This window comes from Actinoplanes sp. URMC 104 (assembly GCF_051386375.1).
GTDB lineage: Bacteria > Actinomycetota > Actinomycetes > Mycobacteriales > Micromonosporaceae > Actinoplanes.
This window is the reverse complement of the sequence record NZ_JBPQTO010000002.1, coordinates 447233-464615: the sequence shown is the minus strand read 5'-3', so window position 1 is coordinate 464615 and position 17383 is coordinate 447233. Positions and strand designations below refer to the sequence as shown.

Here is a 17383-nt window from a genome sequence, read left to right as displayed (position 1 = left end):
GATCGACCGTGAACTGCTTGGAGGACACATGCGGACGCTGACAGTCGCCGACGCGGACCTGGCCTGGGACAGCGACCTCACCGTGCTGAGGGGCGTGACGGTCGAGGCCCGGCCCGGGCAGATCCTGGCCGTCACCGGTACGTCCGGCGCGGGCAAGACGACGCTGCTGAGCGCGATGGCCGGGCTGCTGCCGCCGGCGCGCGGACAGGTGCTGGTCGACGGCGAGCCGCTGGCCGACCGCGACCAGGCGGTGAAGCTGGGCGTGGTGCTGATCCCGCAGGACAACGGGCTGGCCGCGATCCTCACCGCCGCCGAGAACATCTCGGTCGCGGTCATCGCCACCGGCGGCACGGCGGCCGAGGCCCGGCGCCGCACGGCGGAGGCGCTCGAGCCGCTGGGCCTGTCGGGCCAGGCCAACCAGCTCATCGAGGAGCTCTCCGGCGGCCAGCAGCAGCGCACGGCGATCGCCCGCGGGCTGGCCCTGCGCGGCGACGTGCTGCTGGCCGACGAGATCACCAGCGAGCTGGACGCCGCGAACCGCCAGCGCGTGCTGGAGCTGCTGCGGGCCGAGGCGGACCGCGGCGCGGCGGTCGTCTTCGCCACCCACGACCCCGAGGCCGCCGCGGCCTGCGACCGCGAGCTGCACCTGGGCGACGGCGAGGCGGTGTGGGTGCGGCCCTAGACCGGCTCGGTGCCGCCGGGAACCAGCGTGACCTCGCCGTCGACGTGCTGGACGGTGAACAGCGTGCCGGGCGGGTAGCTGCCGAGCACCTCGGGCGGCAGCTGCACCGTGCCGTCGCCCGCGACCACGGCGAAGTCCTGACCGTCGCGGCCCTCGGCGCCGACCCGGCCGTCGCGGATCGTCACGGCGCGGCCCAGCCGGGCGCCCACCTCGTTGTCGTGGGTGACGACCACGATCGTCGTCTGCCGTTCGGCGTTGACCGTCTCCATCGCGGCGAGCACCTCGTCGCGTCCCGCCGTGTCGAGGCGGCTGGTCGGCTCGTCGACGAGCAGCAGACCGGGCCCGGTGGCGATGCCGACGGCGAGCGCGGCGCGCTGCCGGCCGCCCGGGGTCAGCTCGGCGAGGCGCCGGCGGCCCTGACCGGGCAGCCCCACCAGGTCGAGGATGCGGTCGGGGTCGTCGAGCGTGATGCCGCGGGTGTGCGCCGCGCGGCGCTGCGCCAGCCAGATGTTGCGGTGCAGGGACGCGTACGGCAGGAGGTTGCGCGCCGCCCCCTGCAGCACCACGCCGATCTCGGTGCCCCGCAGCCGCGAGATCTCGCCGTCGGAGAGCTTGCCCATGTCGTACGTGCCGATGTTGATCCGCCCGGCCGACGGGCGCATGAGGCCGGCCAGCAGCGCGATCAACGTCGACTTGCCGGAGCCGGACGGGCCCACGAGCGCGAGCGTCTCACCCGGCGCGATCGAGAGGTCGACGCCGGCGAGCGCGACCACGTCACCGGCCTCGGCCCGGTAGATGTGCACCACCCGGCGGCACGCTACGGCCAATCCGTTCATGGATTCACGCTAGCGGTTTCGCGCGCCCGGGGCGGCCCCGCGCCGGGCGGCATTTTAGGGTGTGCACGTGCGTGACATCGCCGTTTTCTCCGGATCCGCCCATCCCGAGCTCGCCGCCGAGATCTGCGACCACCTCGGGGTGCCGCTGCTGCCGACCCGTACGTCCCGTTTCGCCAACGACTGCATCGAGGTGCAGCTGCAGGCCAACTGCCGCGAGCGCGACGTCTTCCTGATCCAGCCGCTCGTCCCGCCCGTCCAGGAGAACCTGGTCGAGCTGCTGTTCATGCTCGACGCGGCGCGCGGCGCCTCGGCGGGACGCATCACGGTCGTGCTGCCGCATTACGCGTACGCCCGCAGCGACAAGAAGGACGCCCCGCGCATCTCGATCGGCGGGCGCCTCGTCGCCGACCTGCTCACCACCGCCGGCGCCGACCGGGTGCTCGCCATGACCCTGCACTCGCCGCAGGTGCACGGCTTCTTCAACATCCCCGTCGACCACCTGCACGCGCTGCAGGAGCTGGCCCGCCACTTCCGGCAGTACGACCTGAGCAACGCCGTGGTGGTGTCGCCCGACCTGGGCAACGCCAAGGAGGCCGCCGCGTTCGCCCGGCTGCTCGGCATCGACGTCGCGGCCGGCGCCAAGCAGCGCTACGCCGACGACAAGGTCGTGATCAGCACGGTGATCGGCGAGGTCGCCGACCGTGACGTGATCGTGCTCGACGACGAGATCGCCAAGGGCAGCACGGTGTTCGAGCTGCTCCACCGCCTGCGCGAGCGCAACGTCCGCAGCGTGCGGGTGGCCTGCACGCACGGGCTCTTCGCCGCCGACGCGGTGCAGCGGCTGTCCGACGAGAAGGAGATCGAGGAGATCGTCTGCACGAACACGGTGCCGATCCCGGCCGCCGGCCGCACCGACAAGCTGACCATCCTGTCGGTGGCGCCCGCCCTCGCCGAGGCGATGCGGCGCATCCACAACGGCGAGTCCGTGAGCGCGTTGTTCGCATGACCCGGGTCCTCGACGCGCTGCTGTCGATGCAGCGGCTCAGCTGGGAACAGGGCGTCGCCTCGCAGGCGGCGCTCGACCTCGGCCGTACGGACCTGGCCCGCCTGATGGCCGAGTCGGCGGTCACGACGCAGGCCCCGGACGGCCGGCTCGGCGGCGCCGACGACAACGCCGTCAACGGCGCCGCGTGCGGCGAAGCGGTCGTCCGGGCGGGTTTCACCGACGCGGCCGCGCGGCAGCTCGCGTTCCTGATGTCCGCTCCGCGGGCCGCCGACGGGACGCTCTTCCACGTGCTGGGCCGGGCGGAGGTGTGGGCCGACACCGTCTACATGGTCGTGCCTTTCCTGGCGCTGAGCGGCGAGCTCGACGAGGCCGTACGCCAGGTCGAGGGCCACCGCCGCCACCTGTGCCACGACGGCGTGTACTCCGCGATCGACCCCGGCCGCCCGGCGCGCTGGGGCGGCGGGAACGGCTGGGTGGTCGCCGGGATAGCCCGGGCCGTACGGCTGGCGCCCCCGCTGCGCTCCACCTGGCTGCCGGCGCACGCGCGCGAGGTGCTCGACGCGTGCCTGGCTTTCCGCCGCGCCGACGGCTTGTTTCCCGACGTGCTGGACGATCCGGGGTCGTTCCGCGAGACGAACGCCGCGCAGATGTTCGCGTACGCGGCCCTCACCGGTGTCGCGGACGGGTGGCTGCCCTCGTCGTACGCCTCCGTCGGGCGCGACCTGCTCGCCGCCGCCACCCGCGAGGTCGACGCCGTGGGGTTCGTCCGGGGGGCTTGCGGGGCGCCGCACTTCGACCGGGCGGGGATCTCGGTGGAGGCGCAGGCTTTTCATCTGCTCGCCTCCGCTGCCGCTGATGCGCTTGGTTAGGCCTTCTCCGCTCCGGCCGTCGACCCTGCCGCGTGGGCTGATTGCCAGCCTTCGGTGTGCCGGCTCGCCTTGGTCCACCGTCGTCCACAACGGCGGCGCTCCGGTCACGCGGCGGCCGTTTCGTTTCCTCGGGTTCGCCGTTGGCCTGTCGTCCACAACGGCGGCGCACCGGTCACGCGGCGGCCGTTCCGGTTCCTCGGGTTCGCCGTTGGCTGTCGTCCACGACGGTGGCGCTCCGGTCACACGCGGCGGCCGTTCCGTTTCCTCGGGTTCGCCGTTGGCTGTCGTCCACGACGGCGGCGCACCCGTCATGCGGCCGCCGTCCCGGCTTTCAGGTTCGCCGTCCGCCCGTCGTCCATAGCGGCGGCGCTGCGGTCGCGCGACGGTACCGCGACACGTCAGCCGTTTCGGTTTCTCGGCTTCGCCGTTGGCCTGTCCACAACGGCGGCGGTGCCATCGTTCACCGGCAATCGGGCGCTCGCTTCGTCGTGATCCCAGCGAGCATCGTCGGCATCTCGGTAAGCCTCGTCGGCAGTCTTGGGCAAGCGGCTGTCGGCATGTCGGCGAGCTTCACCAGCCTCTTGGCGACCCACATCTTGGCGACCCTGTGCCGGCATCCGTCGTGGCAACCCTTTGCCGGCCCTCTTGGCGAGTACCTGACCGCATCCCGTCAGCCTTCGCCAGCATCTCGCGGCTGCTGTCCGCGTCCTGGCTCGCCTTCGCCTGCATGTGAGCGGATCGTTGTCGAGCTCGCCTTCGCCTGCATGTGAGCGATCGTTGTCGAGCTCGGCGAGCCTCTACCGACACGCGGCGAAAGTCTGTCCGCATCGATTGCGCACCCGATCGCCGGCCAGCAGCGCCGCGGAGTGCCGTCTCTCTCGTGCTGATCTTCGGAAGCCCGCAACACCCGAAGTCTGTCTGGAACATCACCCGCAGTGGCCTGTGGACATTCCGATTTGTCGGTTTGCCGCGGCGTACTTTCGGGCCAGCCCCCTGGGTGGGCGGGGAGGGCTGGTGGGGGAGAAAAGCAGGGCCCGAGGTTGATACGAGGGACGGGGAGGGCAATTCACCGTCCCCCGCAGCCCTGTTGTCTTGCCGCCGGTCGAATCGTGCTCCTCTCGCCGCATGAACGTTATGGGAGCGCTCCCATAACGACTCTAACGGTTGGGCCCCGCGGACGCCAGAGCTGGCGCACCGCGGAGCCCGTCGGCCTAACAATCAGCTGGTAGCCGTACAGGTGACCGTCGGCGTCCCCGCGGTGCCGGAGCCGATGAAGCCGAAACTCGTCGAGCCGCCCGCCCCCAGCGAGCCGTTGTAGGCCGCGTTCTTGGCGACGAGCGCGTTGCCGCTCGCGGTCACCGTGGAGTTCCACGATTGCTGCACGGACTGGGCGCTGCCGTACGCCAGGTTGACGGTCCAGCCCTTGATCGCTGCCGAGCCGGCGGTGACCTTCACCTCGGCCTGGTAGCCGCCGGACCACTGGCTGCTCAGCGCGAAGGTCGCCGAGCAGGCGCCGGCCGCCGGGGGGGTGGTGGGCGGGGTGGTCGGGGGAGTGGTGGGCGGGGTCGTCGGAGGAGTCGTGGGCGGGGTGGTCGGCGGCGGGGTCGTCGGGGTGGTGGTGCCGCCGAAGTTCACGTCGCTGCAGAAGTAGTAGGACTGGTCGAGGTGGCTGGCCTGCCAGATCGTGTAGACGATGGCGCGGCCGCTGCGGCCGGACAGGGAGACCGGAACGTCGATCTCCACGCCGTCGGCGCGCTGCGTCCACTGGGCCGCGGGGGTGTTGCCGATCTGGGAGACCCGTTCGAGGTCCGACCACTTGAGGGCCTGGGTCGTGGGGTTGAAGCCGGGCTTGGTCACGTACACCCAGATGTAGTCGGCGCCGTGCCGGGCGCCGTCGAACAGGTGCACGTTGAAGCTGTTGCCGACGTTGGTGGCCCGCCAGTCGCCGATGGCGTCCATGGCGTTGTAGCGGCCGTTCTCGGTGTGCCCGGCGCTGCACAGCTGGCCGTCGGGGATGGCGCCCTGGTGGTTGCCGGCGACGTTCTCGCGGAACAGGCCGTTCCAGTTCCACATCGCGTTGGGGTTGGCCTGCCAGGCCTGCCAGCACATCGGGTCCTCGGTCGCCATGACCGGGTCCTGGAAGCGGCTGCCCCAGCGTTCGTAGCAGCCGTAGTTGCGCGACGCGGGCCCGGTGACGTTGCCGTGCGCGCTCGCGGGGGAGGTCGGCGCGACGAGGACGAAGAGGCCGGCGAGCACGAGGCCGGCCAGCGCGCTGAACAGAATTCTGATTTTCATGAGGGCAGTTGCTCCGCATGGGTCGGTGGCCCGGTGGACAGGCCAGGGGGATCCGTCGGGAGCTGCCCTCTGCTCCCGATCAAGGCACCGGCGGGGTGTCGTAACACGGTCGCACACAATTGACGAATGTCAATAGCCTACAAAGGGGTCATGAAGGATCTGCGAGCCGCTGCCGACCTGATCGCCGGAGCCCGGCGGCTCGTCGTGCTCACCGGGGCGGGCATGTCCGCGGAGAGCGGCGTGCCGACGTTCCGCGACGCGCTGACCGGGTTGTGGGCGCGCTTCGACGCCCACGAGCTGGCCACGCCGGAGGCGTTCGAGCGCGACCCGGCCCTGGTGTGGGGCTGGTACGAGTGGCGGCGTCAGCTGGTCGAGCGGGTGGAGCCCAACGCGGGGCACGAGGCGGTCGCCCGGCTCGACTGCACGCTGATCACCCAGAACGTGGACGACCTGCACGAGCGGGCCGGCTCCCGCGACGTCGTGCACCTGCACGGCAGCCTGTTCGAGCCGCGGTGCTCGGTGTGTGCGGCGCCCGCGGAGCGGCCCGCCGGTGAGCCGCCGGCCTGCGTGCGCTGCGGGGGACCCGTACGCCCGGGGGTCGTCTGGTTCGGGGAGGCGCTGCCGGCCGCGGCGCTGGAGCAGGCGGTGGAGGCTGCTGCCGCCTGCGACGTGCTGATCACCGTGGGAACCTCGGGGCTGGTCCACCCGGCGGCCGAGATTCCGCAGGTCGCGGCGCGCCTGGGCGGTACGGTCATCCAGGTCAACCCGGAGCCGACGCCGCTGGATGCGGTCTGTGCGCTCAACCTGCGGGGACCGGCCGCGGTGGTGCTTCCGCAGATCATCAGTTGAATGGTTGCAAACCTGGCGAACCGGCACCATGCACCCCTTGCGACGCGGATCATGTCGTCATGGGTGTCATGGCTTACCCCCTCCGGTACGCGCTCGCCGATCTTGCCCTGGCACTGAGCCGGGTCTCCCACGATCCCGCCGCCGTGCAGTCCACGGCCGCCCGCGCCGCCGCCGACATGATCGGTGACGGCGCCGGCGTGCAGCTGCTGCGCGACGACGGCCGCTACGACTCGATCACCTACCACCACATCGACGACGACCGCTCGGCCGCGATGGCCCGGGTGCTCGACCACGTCGACCAGCTGCCCGACGACGACTTCTCGACCGCGCTCGCCGCCAGCCGCCGCCCGATCGTGCTGGCCGGCGACGGCGTGGAGCCGCTGGCCGGCGAGGAGCACCAGATCCACTCGGCGGTCCTGTGCCCGGTGATCGTCGACAACACGTACGCGGGCTATCTGGTCCTCACCCGCGAGACGCCGGGGTCGTTCTACGCCGCCGCGGAGGTGGAGCTGGCCCGCGACATCGCCGGTGAGCTGGCCCTCGCCTGTTCGAGCGCCCGCGCGCTGGAGCGGCTGCGGGCCAGCGAGGAGCGGTACCGCCGGGTGCTCGAGACGATCCCCGAGGGTGTGCTGCAGCTCGACCCGGACGCGGTGGTCACGTACGCCAACGAGCCGATCGGCGTCGTGCTGGGCATGCCGCGCTCGCAGCTGGTCGGGGTGTCGCTGCGCGGCTTCCTCAACGATCAGGGGCAGAAGGAGCTCAACCGGCGCATCAGCGAGTGCCGCGAGGGCCGGTCCACGGTCGGCGGCACCCGGCTCATGCGCGCGGACGGCTCGCAGCGCAGCGTGCGGATCAGCATGATGCCGCTGATGGACGACCACGGCATGTTCAGCGGCGTGGTCTGCATGGTCACCGACACCACCGACCACATCGACGCGCGCGGGCTCAAGCGCCAGCTCGACCATCTGCGCCGGCTCGACAGCCTCGGCCAGCTCATCGGCGGCATCTCGCACGACTTCAACAACCTGCTCACCGTGGTGGGCGGCTCGGCGGAGATGATCTCGGCGTCGACCGAGGAGGGCAGCCGGCCGCACAAGCTGGCCGGCGACATCCTCGAAGCGGTCAGCACCGGCCGGTCGCTGACCCACCAGCTGCTCGCGTTCGGCCGCAGCGACGGCAACCGCCCCGAGATCATCCCGATTCCGGACCTGCTCACCGACGTGCAGTCGCTTTTCAGTCGTACGCTCGGCGAGCACATCGGCCTCGACCTGGCGTTCGGCCCCGACGTGTGGTCGGTGCGCGCCGAGCGCGGCCCGCTCGAGCAGGCACTGGTCAACCTCGCCGCGAACGCCCGCGACGCGATGCTGCACGGCGGCATGCTGCGGGTCGCCGCCACCAACGAGGTGATCGAGCCGGGCAACGGCCCCGAGGGCGCGCCGCCCGGCAAGGTCGTCCACATGGTCATCACGGACACCGGCGTGGGCATGAGCGACGAGGTGCGCCAGCGTGCGCTCGAGCCGTTCTTCACCACCCGGCCCACGGCCGCGGGGCTCGGCCTGGCCACGACCGCCGGCATCGTGCAGGGCATCGGCGGCCACATCGAGCTCGAGTCGCAGCCGCGGATGGGCACCACGGTGCACCTCTACCTGCCGGCCGCCGAGGAGAAGCCGGCGCCCGCCGCGGGCCGCCAGGGCGCGTCCGCGGTGATCGGGCGGGTGCTGATCGTCGAGGACCAGCCCGAGGTGGCGCAGCTGGTGCAGCGGCTGATCGAGCCCGCCGGGTACGAGATCACGGTCGCGACCGACGCGCTGACGGCGGTGACCCAGGTGGCCGCGGGCCGGCACCCCGACCTGCTGATCACGGACGTGGTCATGCCCACGATGACCGGCCCCGAGCTGGCGAACGCGCTGCGCACGCACCGGCCGAACCTGCCGGTGCTCTACATGTCCGGCTACACCGCGGCGTCGCTGGGCCCGCAGCTCAACCTCGACGAGAACAGCATGCTGATCGAGAAGCCGTTCACGCGCTCGACGCTGCTGGGGGCGATCCGGGCGCTGTGCGGCCCGCAGCCGTCTCCCTCTGCCCAGTCGAACGACCCCGCGGGAGCCAGGTAACGGCGTTCCCGCGACTCCGACCGAAGGTGCGAAACCGGGCGTAAGGGCTTGCCAATCGATCCGGACAAACAGCAATATTCCGGGGCATTGCCCGCTCCGGAAGGATCATTCGGTGACCCAGGATCGCACGAGCAACCGGTCGAGCGCGGCAGCACGCGCCGACACGCCCGGCACGTCGACCATGGACCTCAGCGGACGGTGCGTCGGCAGCTCGTACGTGCTCCAGCGGCCCATCGGGCAGGGCGCCACCGGCACCGTCTGGCTGGCGCTCGACCGCACCTCCGGGGAGTCGGTCGCGGTCAAGCTGCTGCACGAGAGCCTGCTGCGCCAGCCCCGCCTGGTCACCCGGTTCGTTCAGGAGCGCACGATCCTGCGGATGCTGCGGCACCGCAACGTCGTGCGCGTGCGCGACCTGTTCAGCGTCGGCGAGACGCTGGGCCTGGTGATGGACCTGGTGAACGGCGGCAGCCTGCGCGACCTGCTGCGCGAGCGGCACACCCTGCCGGCCGGGGAGGCGGCGCGGCTCACCGCCCAGGTCGCCGCGGCGCTGGCCGAGGCCCACGAGCTGGGCATCGTGCACCGCGACCTCAAGCCCGACAACATCCTTCTCGCGTTCACCGACGGGCGCCCCGACACCAGGCTCACCGACTTCGGCGTCGCGCGGATCCTCAACACGCCGAGCATGACCACGCCCAACGCGGTCGTCGGCACCCCGCACTACATGTCGCCCGAGGCCTTCCACGGCGCGCGGGCCAGCCCCGCCACCGACGTGTACGCGCTGGGCGTGCTGCTCTACGAGCTGGTCAGCGGCCGCCCGCCGTACCTCAGCGACTCGATTCCCGACCTCATGCGCCGGCACTGCGAGGGCAACCTCACCCGCCGGCCCGGCCTCCCCGACCCGCTCTGGGATCTCGTCACGGCGTGCATGGCGCTCAAGCCGCGGCTGCGCCCGACCGCCGCCGAGCTGGTCGCCGACCTCTCCGACATCTCGCGCCGCTTCGCCGACGTGCCCGCGCTGCCCCGGCCCGCCGAGGAACCGCCGGCCCACCCGTCGTTCGCGTCGCTCGGCCCCTCGCTGAGCGCGTCGCTGCCCCGGGCGCAGGAGCCCGCCGCCGAGGTGCCCGCTCCCGCGCTGCCCTCGGTCATTCCGGCCCCGCGTCACCCCGGCAAGCGCAACGCCGTGCCCCGGTGGCGCTGGGCGCGGCCCGGCGCCACCTTCGCCGCGGTGGCCGGCGCCATGGTCGCCTCCGCGGCCGCCACCACCGCCTGGCACATGGGCCGCTCCGGCGACCAGCCGCACGACCTCGCCGTCCGGGAGGTGGTCACCGTTCCCGCCACGCCGTCCGCCTCCGGGCCGTCGCCCGTGGGGCTGCGCCGCTCGTCCGCCCCCGCCTCCCGGGGCTCCGGCCACGGGCGTCCGATCCGGCCGGTGGTCACGGCGGCTGCTCCGGCGCCGGCTTCCTCCGCCGTACGCTCGAAGCCCGCGCAACCCTCCGCCAGGCGCAAGCCGGCCCGCTCCCCGCAACCCGAGGCCCGGCCGTACGGACCGTGGCAGTGCGCGGGCACCGTCGGGTTCGACTTCCCCAGCCGCCTCGGCTTCGCCCCCAAGGTCTGCCACATGGTCGGCCGCGACATCCGTTATCAGGGCTCGCTGACGGGGTTCGGCGGCGGTTCCGGCAGCATGCAGGTGCAGCTGCGCGACGCCGCCACCGGCCGCGTCGTCGGCGAGCCCCGCACCTGCACCGACCTGGTCTTCGAGGGCCGCGCCGCCACCCGCGACTGCGGCCCCGGCGCCACCACCCCGCGCCGCGGCCGCAGCTACACGGTCGTCATGACGTTCCGCTTCGAACGGGAGGGCCGCATGCTGGCGAGCACCTTCCAGGGCCGCACGTTCAGCTGGTGAGCCCGGCGGGCGCGCGGGAATTCGGTTGAGGGCTCCCGCGTTGCGGCCTACCGTGATCCACATGTTCGCGCCCGGTCTGCAGCTGCCCCGCTCGGTGGCTCCCGTGTGCGTGTCCGCGTTCAGCGGCGCCGATACCCGAATCTGACCCTTCCCCACCAGCAGCAGAACCGTAGGGGGAGGGTGGCTGAGCCCTGCGCGGTTCTGGCGCGCCCCGCCCGGCAAGCGGGCGCGCAACCCAGCAATGCCTTACATCCAGTGAGGACTGAGACGACGATGGCCAAGAGCCAGTTCATCCGCACCAAGCCGCACGTCAACATCGGCACGATGGGGCACGTCGACCACGGGAAGACGACCCTGACCGCCGCGATCACGAAGGTTCTCGCCGACCGCGACCCGGCCTCCAACCGGTACGTGGCGTTCGAGGGCATCGACAAGGCCCCGGAGGAGGCCGCCCGCGGCATCACCATCACCATCGCGCACGTCGAGTACGAGACGCCGTCGCGGCACTACGCGCACGTCGATATGCCCGGCCACGCCGACTACGTGAAGAACATGATCACGGGCGCGGCCCAGGTCGACGGGGCGATCCTGGTCGTCTCGGCGCAGGACGGCTCGATGCCGCAGACCCGCGAGCACGTGCTGCTCGCCCAGCGGGTCGGCGTGCCGTACCTGGTGGTGGCGCTCAACAAGAGCGACGCCGTGGACGACGAGGAGCTGCTCGACCTGGTCGAGCTCGAGGTCCGGGACCTGCTCAGCGAGTACGGGTTCCCGGGCGACGAGGTTCCGGTCGTACGGGTCAGCGCGCTCAAGGCGCTCGAGGGCGACCCGCGGTGGACGCAGTCCATCGTGGACCTGCTCGACGCGGTCGACGACTACGTGCCGGTCCCGCCGCGCGAGCTCGGCGAGCCGTTCCTGATGCCGATCGAGAACGTGCTCACCATCAGCGGCCGCGGCACCGTGGTCACCGGCAAGGTGGAGCGCGGCACGCTGCGCGTCGGCGAGCCGGTCGAGGTGGTCGGCCTCGGCCCGACCGTCGCCACGGTCGCGACCGGGCTCGAGACGTTCGGCAAGTCGCTCGAGTCCGCCGAGGCCGGCGACAACGCGGCGATCCTGCTGCGCGGCATCAAGCGCGACCAGGTGCAGCGCGGCCAGGTCGTGGCGGTGCCGGGCTCGGTGACGCCGCACGAGAGGTTCGAGGCGCGGATGTACGCGCTGACGAAGGAGGAGGGTGGCCGGCACACGCCGTTCGCGGCGGACTACCGGCCGCAGTTCTTCTTCCACACCACGGACGTGTCCGGCGGCATGGACCTGGGCGACCGTGACCTGGTCATGCCCGGCGACACGCTCGACAGGGTCGTGGTGACGCTGGGCAAGCCGGTCGCGCTCGAGGTGGGCGCCGGCTTCGCGGTGCGCGAGGGCAACCGTACGGTCGCCGCCGGCACCGTGACCGCCCTGCTCGACTGACACGGCGGACGGCCCGGCTCACGCAGCCGGGCCGTCCCTCTATCGTTGAGCTCGTGATGCTGCCGCTGCCCGAGGGCGAGTTCGACGCGTACCTGTTCGACTGCGACGGCACGATCGCCGACTCCATGCCGATCCACTACCGGGCCTGGCAGCTCGCCCTGCAGGAGTGGGGCGCCGACTTCGGCGAGGAGCTGTTCTACGCGTGGGGCGGCCGCACGCCCGCCTCGGTGATCGCCGACCTCAACGCCCAGCAGGGCCTCGCGATGCCGGTCGGCGTCGTCGACGCGCGCCGCGAGCAGATCTTCCGGGAGCTGCTGCCCACGGTCGGCGCGGTGCCCGAGGTTCTCGAACACATCGACGACGCGTACGGGAAGGTGCCGTTCGCCGTCGTCTCCGGGAGCAGCCGCGAGTCGGTCACCGCGTCGCTGACGGCGCTCGGCCTGCTCGACCGGTTCGAGGTGATGGTCTGCGCCGGCGACTACCTCAACGGCAAGCCCGACCCGGAGTGCTTCCTGACCGCCGCGAAGCTGCTGAACGTCGCGCCGCGGAGGTGCCTGGTGTTCGAGGACACCGACTTCGGCATGCAGTCGGCCGCCGCGGCGGGCATGGCGGCCGTCCGGGTGCCGCCGCCGTGGCAGCGGCACCCGGCCGCGACTAGCTGAGCGTCAGATAGTCCAGGTTGAAGCCGCCGGTCTCGCAGAACACCGTGACCAGCTGGTCGCCCGCGGCCAGTGTCACCGGCACGTGCACCGACCGGTAGGCCGCCCAGCCGCCGGTGTCGGGCACCGACACGGTCGCCAGCTTCGCGCCGGCCGCGTCGCGGACCGAGATGGCGTCCGCCGCCACCGCGCCCGTGCCGTTGGCGACGCGCAGTTCCAGGTCGTACGTGCCCGCCCGCGCCACGTCGACGCGGTAGCTCAGCCAGTTGCCGGCGGCGGTCCAGCCGACGTTCCGGCCGCCGCTGGCGCCCGCGTTGCTCTCGACGAAGTTCGCGCCGCCCTCGGTCCAGCCGTTCTGCGCCGCGTACGACTCCGCCTCGACCCGGACGCCGATCGGCGCGCCCCGCGGCGTGACGTTCACCGCCACGGTCACCGAGTCGCGTGACGCGCCGTCGGTCACGAAGAACGTGAGCTGCTGCAGGCCCGGCGTCGCCGGGTTGAGCGTGACCACGCCGGTCGACGCGTCGAGGGACACGCCGGCGGGCAGGTCGGTGGCGTAGTAGGCGAGCCGGTCGCGGTCCCGGTCGGTGGCCGACAGGCGGAACGTGGTCGTCGCGTACTGGTCGACGGTCAGCGGGGGCACGGCGCGCAACACCGGTGCGTGGTCGCGGCGCGGCGGATCCGCCTTCCAGCGGTACGTCGCGTAGGCGCCCGCGGGCACGCTGACGACGAACGACTCGGCGCCCAGCCGGATGCGGACGCTCTTGGCCGCTGTGGTGCCGTTGGCCAGGATCGCGGTGAACCGGTCGCCGTCGCGGTACACGACGTTGCTCACGCCGGCGTCCGCGGCGCTCGACTCGACCCGTACGTCCGAAGGGGACAGGTAGCGGGCGAACTGGCCCAGCGGGTAGAGCTCATCGCGTACGGAGAAGGTCCGGGTCTCGGTGTCGACCTTCACCAGGCGGTCGGGCCACTTGGTGGTGCGGCCGACCTCCTCCCAGTCCACGTCGTTGTCGCGCTTGTCCGTCCAGTGCAGCGTGCCGCCGGTCTGGTCGGTGGTCTGCGCCCACAGCGTGTAGCTGCTCGCGTCCAGCCGGAAGTAGCCGAGCACCGTCGCGGGGTTGAGGTCGCTGGTCTCGGTCAGGTGCACCGGCTTGCCGTACTGTTCGTAGGCGTCGCGCATGACCGACGGGTCACCCCAGTACGGGTGGAACGCGATCGCGTCGGCTGCTCGGCGCGCCGCGGGATCATTCATGATCCGGTAGTAGTTCTTGGTCGTGGTGCTGTTCGGGTCGCGCCAGTCCCAGAAGTTGAAGTCGTGCACGTAGAGCTGCGTGCCGATACGTGCCTTCCGCAGTTCCCGCTTGATGGCGACGGCCAGTTTCTGCTGCTGCTCGACGCTGATGTCCATGGCCGGATAGACGACGTCCATGCCCGGCTCGTTGAGCAGAGTCAGCGCGTCCACGTTGATGCCGTGTCGACGCATCGACTGGACGTACTTGACGTAGTAGCGCGCGAACACGTCGATACAGTCGTCACGCAGCTTGCCCACCTGGTAGTGCTCCGTGGTGCTGCCCGGCTTGAGCGCGACCTCACCCGTGAAGCGGTTGTTGGTCTTCATCCAGGCCGGCGCGCTCCACGCCGAGGCGAAGAACGTGGCCCTCGGGTTGTGCTTCTGGATCAGCTTGACGGCGTCGATCAGGTGCAGGTCGAGGTCGCGCCGGATCGAGAAGTACTTCAGGTCGAAGTCCTCCGTGACACCCGGCGGAAGCTCGTCGTACGACCAGAACGGCAGGTGCTCGATGAGGTCCGGGCTGCCGATCGTGAGCCGGAACCGGTCGAACCCCGCCCCGCTCACCGGGTCGACCAGCAGCTTGACCGCCCTGTCCCGTTCCGCAGGCGTGAGCTTCCACAGGTTGGAGACGCTGGTCTCGTCGATCGAGAACCCGATGCCGCCGTAGCGCTGCCTGGTCGCCGCCGGATCCACGACGACCGTCGCATCGACCGCCTTGCCCTTGCCTTCCCCGACGCGCGTCGACGGCAGGGGAGCCCAGGCGGTCGCCGCGCCGGTCGAGTATGTGGCCGTGACGAGCGCTTTCGAGCCACCGGCCGTCGCCGGCTGACCCGCCAGCATTGTGACGGCCGTCGATGCTACCGCTAGGGCGGCGGTTATCGATCGCTTCACCGAACCTCCAGGAGAGATAGACGTCCGGCAGTTTATTAACGTCTTTAACTAACCCGCAACACCGCCGTAACCGCGTCTCCATCGGGCTCGATGCTGCCCGTTGCGCCTCGCCCGTCGCTCCGCGCCCGTCGCTCCGCGCCCGTTACCCGTCGTCCGGTGCCCCACCTGTCGCCCGCCGTCCCCGGCCGCCCAGGGTTGCCCGGTCGCTGATGTCGGCCGCTCGGTTTCCGGCCTTCGCTGCTGTTGGCTGCCGTCCACAGGCCACCTGCCGGGCGCCTGCCGTCCGTAGCCCGTCTGCCGGTCGGCTGCTGTCCGCCGGCCTGCTGCCGTCCGTCCCTTTGCCGGCCGCTGCCGTCCGTCCCTCTGCCGGCCGCGCGTCAACCGCCTGCCCTCGACCGCCCGCCGTCCGTCCGTTGCCCCTGCCGCCCGTCGTGTGTTGCCGTCCGCTGTCGGCTGCCCGTCATCCGTTGCTCGACGCCGCCGTCCGTCCGTTGCCCCTGCCGCCCGTCGTGTGTTGCCGTCCGCTGTCGGCTGCCCGTCATCCGTTGCTCGACGCCGCCGTCCGTCCGTTGCCCCTGCCGCCCGTCGTGTGCTGCCGTCCGCTGTCTGCTGCCCGTCATCCGTTGCTCGACGCCGCCATCGTCCGTTGCCCCTGCCCGTCGCGTGCTGCCGTCCGCTGTCGGCTGCCCGTCATCCGTTGCCGGACGCCGCCAATCGCCATGCGCCGCCTAGCCACCGCCTCCCCCGCCCACCCAAGGGACGTGGGCGGACCTTACGCGTTTCGAGAGCGGTCCGGACGGATTGTCCACAGGATGCATGTATGCCAACCGTCAGCGTGCGGGGCGGAATCGGTTGTCCACAGGGCACGGCGACGCGACTGGGTGACAGAGGCGCCCACGCGGCTGTGCGTCGAGCGCGATCATGCGTGTTCGTGCGCAGGGTTGGCTGCCCAGTGGTGCGCCGCCACGGTGAGGCTCGCCTGGGCGCGAAGACCGGTTACGCGATTGTGCACGGTCGACCGGCACCAGCACGCCGCCGCCCACGCCCGACGCCGCCACCGGGCCGGTGCTCGCCGGGCTGTTCGCGGTTGTGCGCCGAGCGGATGATCGGCCGTCCGCTCTCGGTACACGGTCGTGCGTGGTAGCTGTACGCGGTTGTCCGCGGCGGCATTTTTGGTCAGTCGTCGTCGTGCTCGCGGCGGATCGTGGCGGCCAAGCTCTCGAGGAACTCGGGATTGTCGTCGGGGGCCACGAAGACCGGCCGCGGGCGCAGCGGGACCTCGGTGACCGGGCGGCCCCGGACGAACCACGCGATCGCGCCGAACGGGGAGACCAGCAGGATGGCGAACATCCACGCGACCCAGGGCGCGGTGCGGATCGCGTTCTCGTCGGCGCGGAGGCAGTCGACCAGGGCGAGGATCACCAGCGCGAGGTCGATCAGCAGCAGGAGGGCGAAGACGCGGGCCATGCCGTAGGACGATCCCGGTTCGGGCCTCGATCGGGCGGTCCCGGACGGGTGCGATCGGGTGGCGCTCGACCGAGGGGTTCGAGCGCCACCCGGCCGGGCTACAGGGCGCTGACCAGGGCGGGCAGGTAGCCGTTGGTGTAGCCGTTGAGGTTGGGGTGGAAGGAGTTCTGCGGCGGCGTGACGGTCAGGCCGTTCAGGTACGGGCTGGACGAGCAGATGCCGTGGCCGGCGAACTCGTCCCGTACGTCGGAGAAGACGAAACCGGCGGCGGAGGCCCGGGCGGCGATCACGTCGTTGAGCACGTCGGCGCCCTCGTTGAGGGTGCGGCGCTTGGCCAGGCTCATGCCGGTGAGGCCGCAGGAGGCCGACGAGGTGTCGAACAACCGCGGATAGCCGAGCACGACGACCTTCGCGTTGGGCGCCTTTCGTTTGATGGCCGCGTACGTGGCGTCGAGCGCGGCGGGCAGCGTGGTCGTGATGTCGGCGCGGGCGTCGGCGACCGTCTGGGCGCAGGCCGCGTCGGTGCCGACCTGGCAGCCCAGCACCGTGGAGGCGAAGCCGGCGTCGTTGCCGCCGATCGTGATGCTGATCAGGTCGGCGCCCCGGGACAGGAACGGGACCTGCAGGTTGCGCACGTCGCCGGTCTCGGCGCCGCCGCAACTGAGGTCGGTGAACGACTTGGGCTTGTTGCGTGCCGCCCACTGGCCCGGATAGCCCTGAGGGCTGCGCAGGCAGAACAGGCTCTGGCCGGGCGCGCCGACTCCCGAGGAATAGGAGTCGCCGAGCGCGACGTAGTCGGTGGTGGCGGGGTCGGGCGCCGCGATGGCGGGCGCGGCCGTGCCGAGCGAGATCAGGGTCGAGGTGACAAGACAGCCGAGGAGGGTGAGACGCCTGCCCATGCCGGTGGCCTCCGGTCCGTGAAGGGAGAGGAAGCCGGAGCGCTCCGGTGAACGCACGCTAAGCCGGGGTCGCGAGAAAAGAAACACGGTGACATTCCCATTACTGGGGAGTAACGTTCATCGATGTGCCGACGGGTCGGCATTCACACGAGCAC

General features: G+C 71.7%; 13 protein-coding genes. 8 read left to right on the top strand and 5 right to left on the bottom strand.

Annotation, left to right across the window (positions count from 1 at the left end; all coding sequences use genetic code 11):
• Window positions 1-28: 28 nt before the first annotated feature.
• Complete coding sequence (locus tag ACSNN8_RS03095; RefSeq protein WP_436646853.1) at window positions 29-682, top strand: ABC transporter ATP-binding protein; 654 nt, start codon at window positions 29-31, stop codon at window positions 680-682.
• Here ACSNN8_RS03095 and ACSNN8_RS03090 read toward each other — a convergent pair.
• The gene (locus ACSNN8_RS03090) at window positions 679-1518 is read right to left on the bottom strand and encodes an ABC transporter ATP-binding protein (RefSeq protein WP_436646852.1); all 840 of its coding nucleotides are present in this window, start codon (window positions 1516-1518) and stop codon (window positions 679-681) included. The two genes, ACSNN8_RS03095 and ACSNN8_RS03090, sit on opposite strands and share 4 nt — an antisense overlap.
• A gap of 67 nt (window positions 1519-1585) precedes the next feature.
• On the opposite strand from ACSNN8_RS03090, the gene ACSNN8_RS03085 reads away from it, so the two are divergent.
• A complete protein-coding gene (locus ACSNN8_RS03085) occupies window positions 1586-2524 on the top strand; it encodes a ribose-phosphate diphosphokinase (protein WP_436646851.1) in 939 nt (312 codons plus the stop codon).
• On the top strand, window positions 2521-3393 hold the full coding sequence (locus tag ACSNN8_RS03080; protein WP_436646850.1) for a glycoside hydrolase family 88 protein: 873 nt from the start codon (window positions 2521-2523) through the stop codon (window positions 3391-3393). Before ACSNN8_RS03085 ends, ACSNN8_RS03080 begins: the two co-directional genes overlap by 4 nt.
• Window positions 3394-4611: 1218 nt before the next feature.
• Here the strand turns inward: ACSNN8_RS03080 and ACSNN8_RS03075 are convergent.
• Window positions 4612-5688 carry a lytic polysaccharide monooxygenase auxiliary activity family 9 protein gene (locus ACSNN8_RS03075; RefSeq protein WP_436646849.1) on the bottom strand — a complete coding sequence of 359 codons (1077 nt, stop codon included), beginning with the start codon at window positions 5686-5688 and terminating at the stop codon, window positions 4612-4614.
• 150 nt (window positions 5689-5838) lie between these two features.
• On the opposite strand from ACSNN8_RS03075, the gene ACSNN8_RS03070 reads away from it, so the two are divergent.
• The 5 genes from ACSNN8_RS03070 (at window position 5839) to ACSNN8_RS03050 (ending at window position 12680) form a co-directional block, all read left to right on the top strand.
• Complete coding sequence (locus tag ACSNN8_RS03070; protein WP_436646848.1) at window positions 5839-6537, top strand: SIR2 family NAD-dependent protein deacylase; 699 nt, start codon at window positions 5839-5841, stop codon at window positions 6535-6537.
• Window positions 6538-6605: 68 nt separating this feature from the next.
• On the top strand, window positions 6606-8651 hold the full coding sequence (locus ACSNN8_RS03065; RefSeq protein WP_436646847.1) for a hybrid sensor histidine kinase/response regulator: 2046 nt from the start codon (window positions 6606-6608) through the stop codon (window positions 8649-8651).
• Between the two features lie 112 nt (window positions 8652-8763).
• Window positions 8764-10554 carry a protein kinase domain-containing protein gene (locus ACSNN8_RS03060; RefSeq protein WP_436646846.1) on the top strand — a complete coding sequence of 597 codons (1791 nt, stop codon included), beginning with the start codon at window positions 8764-8766 and terminating at the stop codon, window positions 10552-10554.
• Window positions 10555-10827: 273 nt separating this feature from the next.
• A complete protein-coding gene (gene tuf, locus ACSNN8_RS03055; RefSeq protein WP_436649389.1) occupies window positions 10828-12018 on the top strand; it encodes an elongation factor Tu in 1191 nt (396 codons plus the stop codon).
• Window positions 12019-12074: 56 nt separating this feature from the next.
• Window positions 12075-12680: an HAD family hydrolase gene (locus tag ACSNN8_RS03050; protein WP_436649387.1), complete on the top strand. Its 606-nt coding sequence runs from the start codon at window positions 12075-12077 to the stop codon at window positions 12678-12680.
• Here the strand turns inward: ACSNN8_RS03050 and ACSNN8_RS03045 are convergent.
• The 3 genes from ACSNN8_RS03045 to ACSNN8_RS03035 form a co-directional block, all read right to left on the bottom strand.
• Window positions 12673-14811: a carbohydrate-binding protein gene (locus ACSNN8_RS03045; RefSeq protein WP_436646845.1), complete on the bottom strand. Its 2139-nt coding sequence runs from the start codon at window positions 14809-14811 to the stop codon at window positions 12673-12675. The genes ACSNN8_RS03050 and ACSNN8_RS03045 overlap by 8 nt on opposite strands.
• Window positions 14812-16038: 1227 nt before the next feature.
• Complete coding sequence (locus ACSNN8_RS03040) at window positions 16039-16329, bottom strand: PLD nuclease N-terminal domain-containing protein (RefSeq protein WP_436646844.1); 291 nt, start codon at window positions 16327-16329, stop codon at window positions 16039-16041.
• 98 nt (window positions 16330-16427) lie between these two features.
• Entirely contained in the window at window positions 16428-17228 is an 801-nt protein-coding gene (locus tag ACSNN8_RS03035) for an SGNH/GDSL hydrolase family protein (RefSeq protein WP_436646843.1), read from the bottom strand.
• Window positions 17229-17383 lie beyond the last annotated feature (155 nt).

Bases quoted from the DNA above. Each gene is read 5' to 3' on its own strand.
- ACSNN8_RS03035 (WP_436646843.1), bottom strand. From the start codon at position 17,228: ATGGGCAGGCGTCTCACCCTCCTCGGCTGTCTTGTCACCTCGACCCTG.
- ACSNN8_RS03050 (WP_436649387.1), top strand. From the start codon at position 12,075: ATGCTGCCGCTGCCCGAGGGCGAGTTCGACGCGTACCTGTTCGACTGC.
- ACSNN8_RS03090 (WP_436646852.1), bottom strand. From the start codon at position 1,518: ATGAACGGATTGGCCGTAGCGTGCCGCCGGGTGGTGCACATCTACCGG.
- tuf (WP_436649389.1), top strand. From the start codon at position 10,828: ATGGCCAAGAGCCAGTTCATCCGCACCAAGCCGCACGTCAACATCGGC.
- ACSNN8_RS03040 (WP_436646844.1), bottom strand. From the start codon at position 16,329: ATGGCCCGCGTCTTCGCCCTCCTGCTGCTGATCGACCTCGCGCTGGTG.
- ACSNN8_RS03045 (WP_436646845.1), bottom strand. From the start codon at position 14,811: ATGCTGGCGGGTCAGCCGGCGACGGCCGGTGGCTCGAAAGCGCTCGTC.
- ACSNN8_RS03065 (WP_436646847.1), top strand. From the start codon at position 6,606: ATGGCTTACCCCCTCCGGTACGCGCTCGCCGATCTTGCCCTGGCACTG.
- ACSNN8_RS03080 (WP_436646850.1), top strand. From the start codon at position 2,521: ATGACCCGGGTCCTCGACGCGCTGCTGTCGATGCAGCGGCTCAGCTGG.
- ACSNN8_RS03070 (WP_436646848.1), top strand. From the start codon at position 5,839: ATGAAGGATCTGCGAGCCGCTGCCGACCTGATCGCCGGAGCCCGGCGG.
- ACSNN8_RS03095 (WP_436646853.1), top strand. From the start codon at position 29: ATGCGGACGCTGACAGTCGCCGACGCGGACCTGGCCTGGGACAGCGAC.
- ACSNN8_RS03075 (WP_436646849.1), bottom strand. From the start codon at position 5,688: ATGAAAATCAGAATTCTGTTCAGCGCGCTGGCCGGCCTCGTGCTCGCC.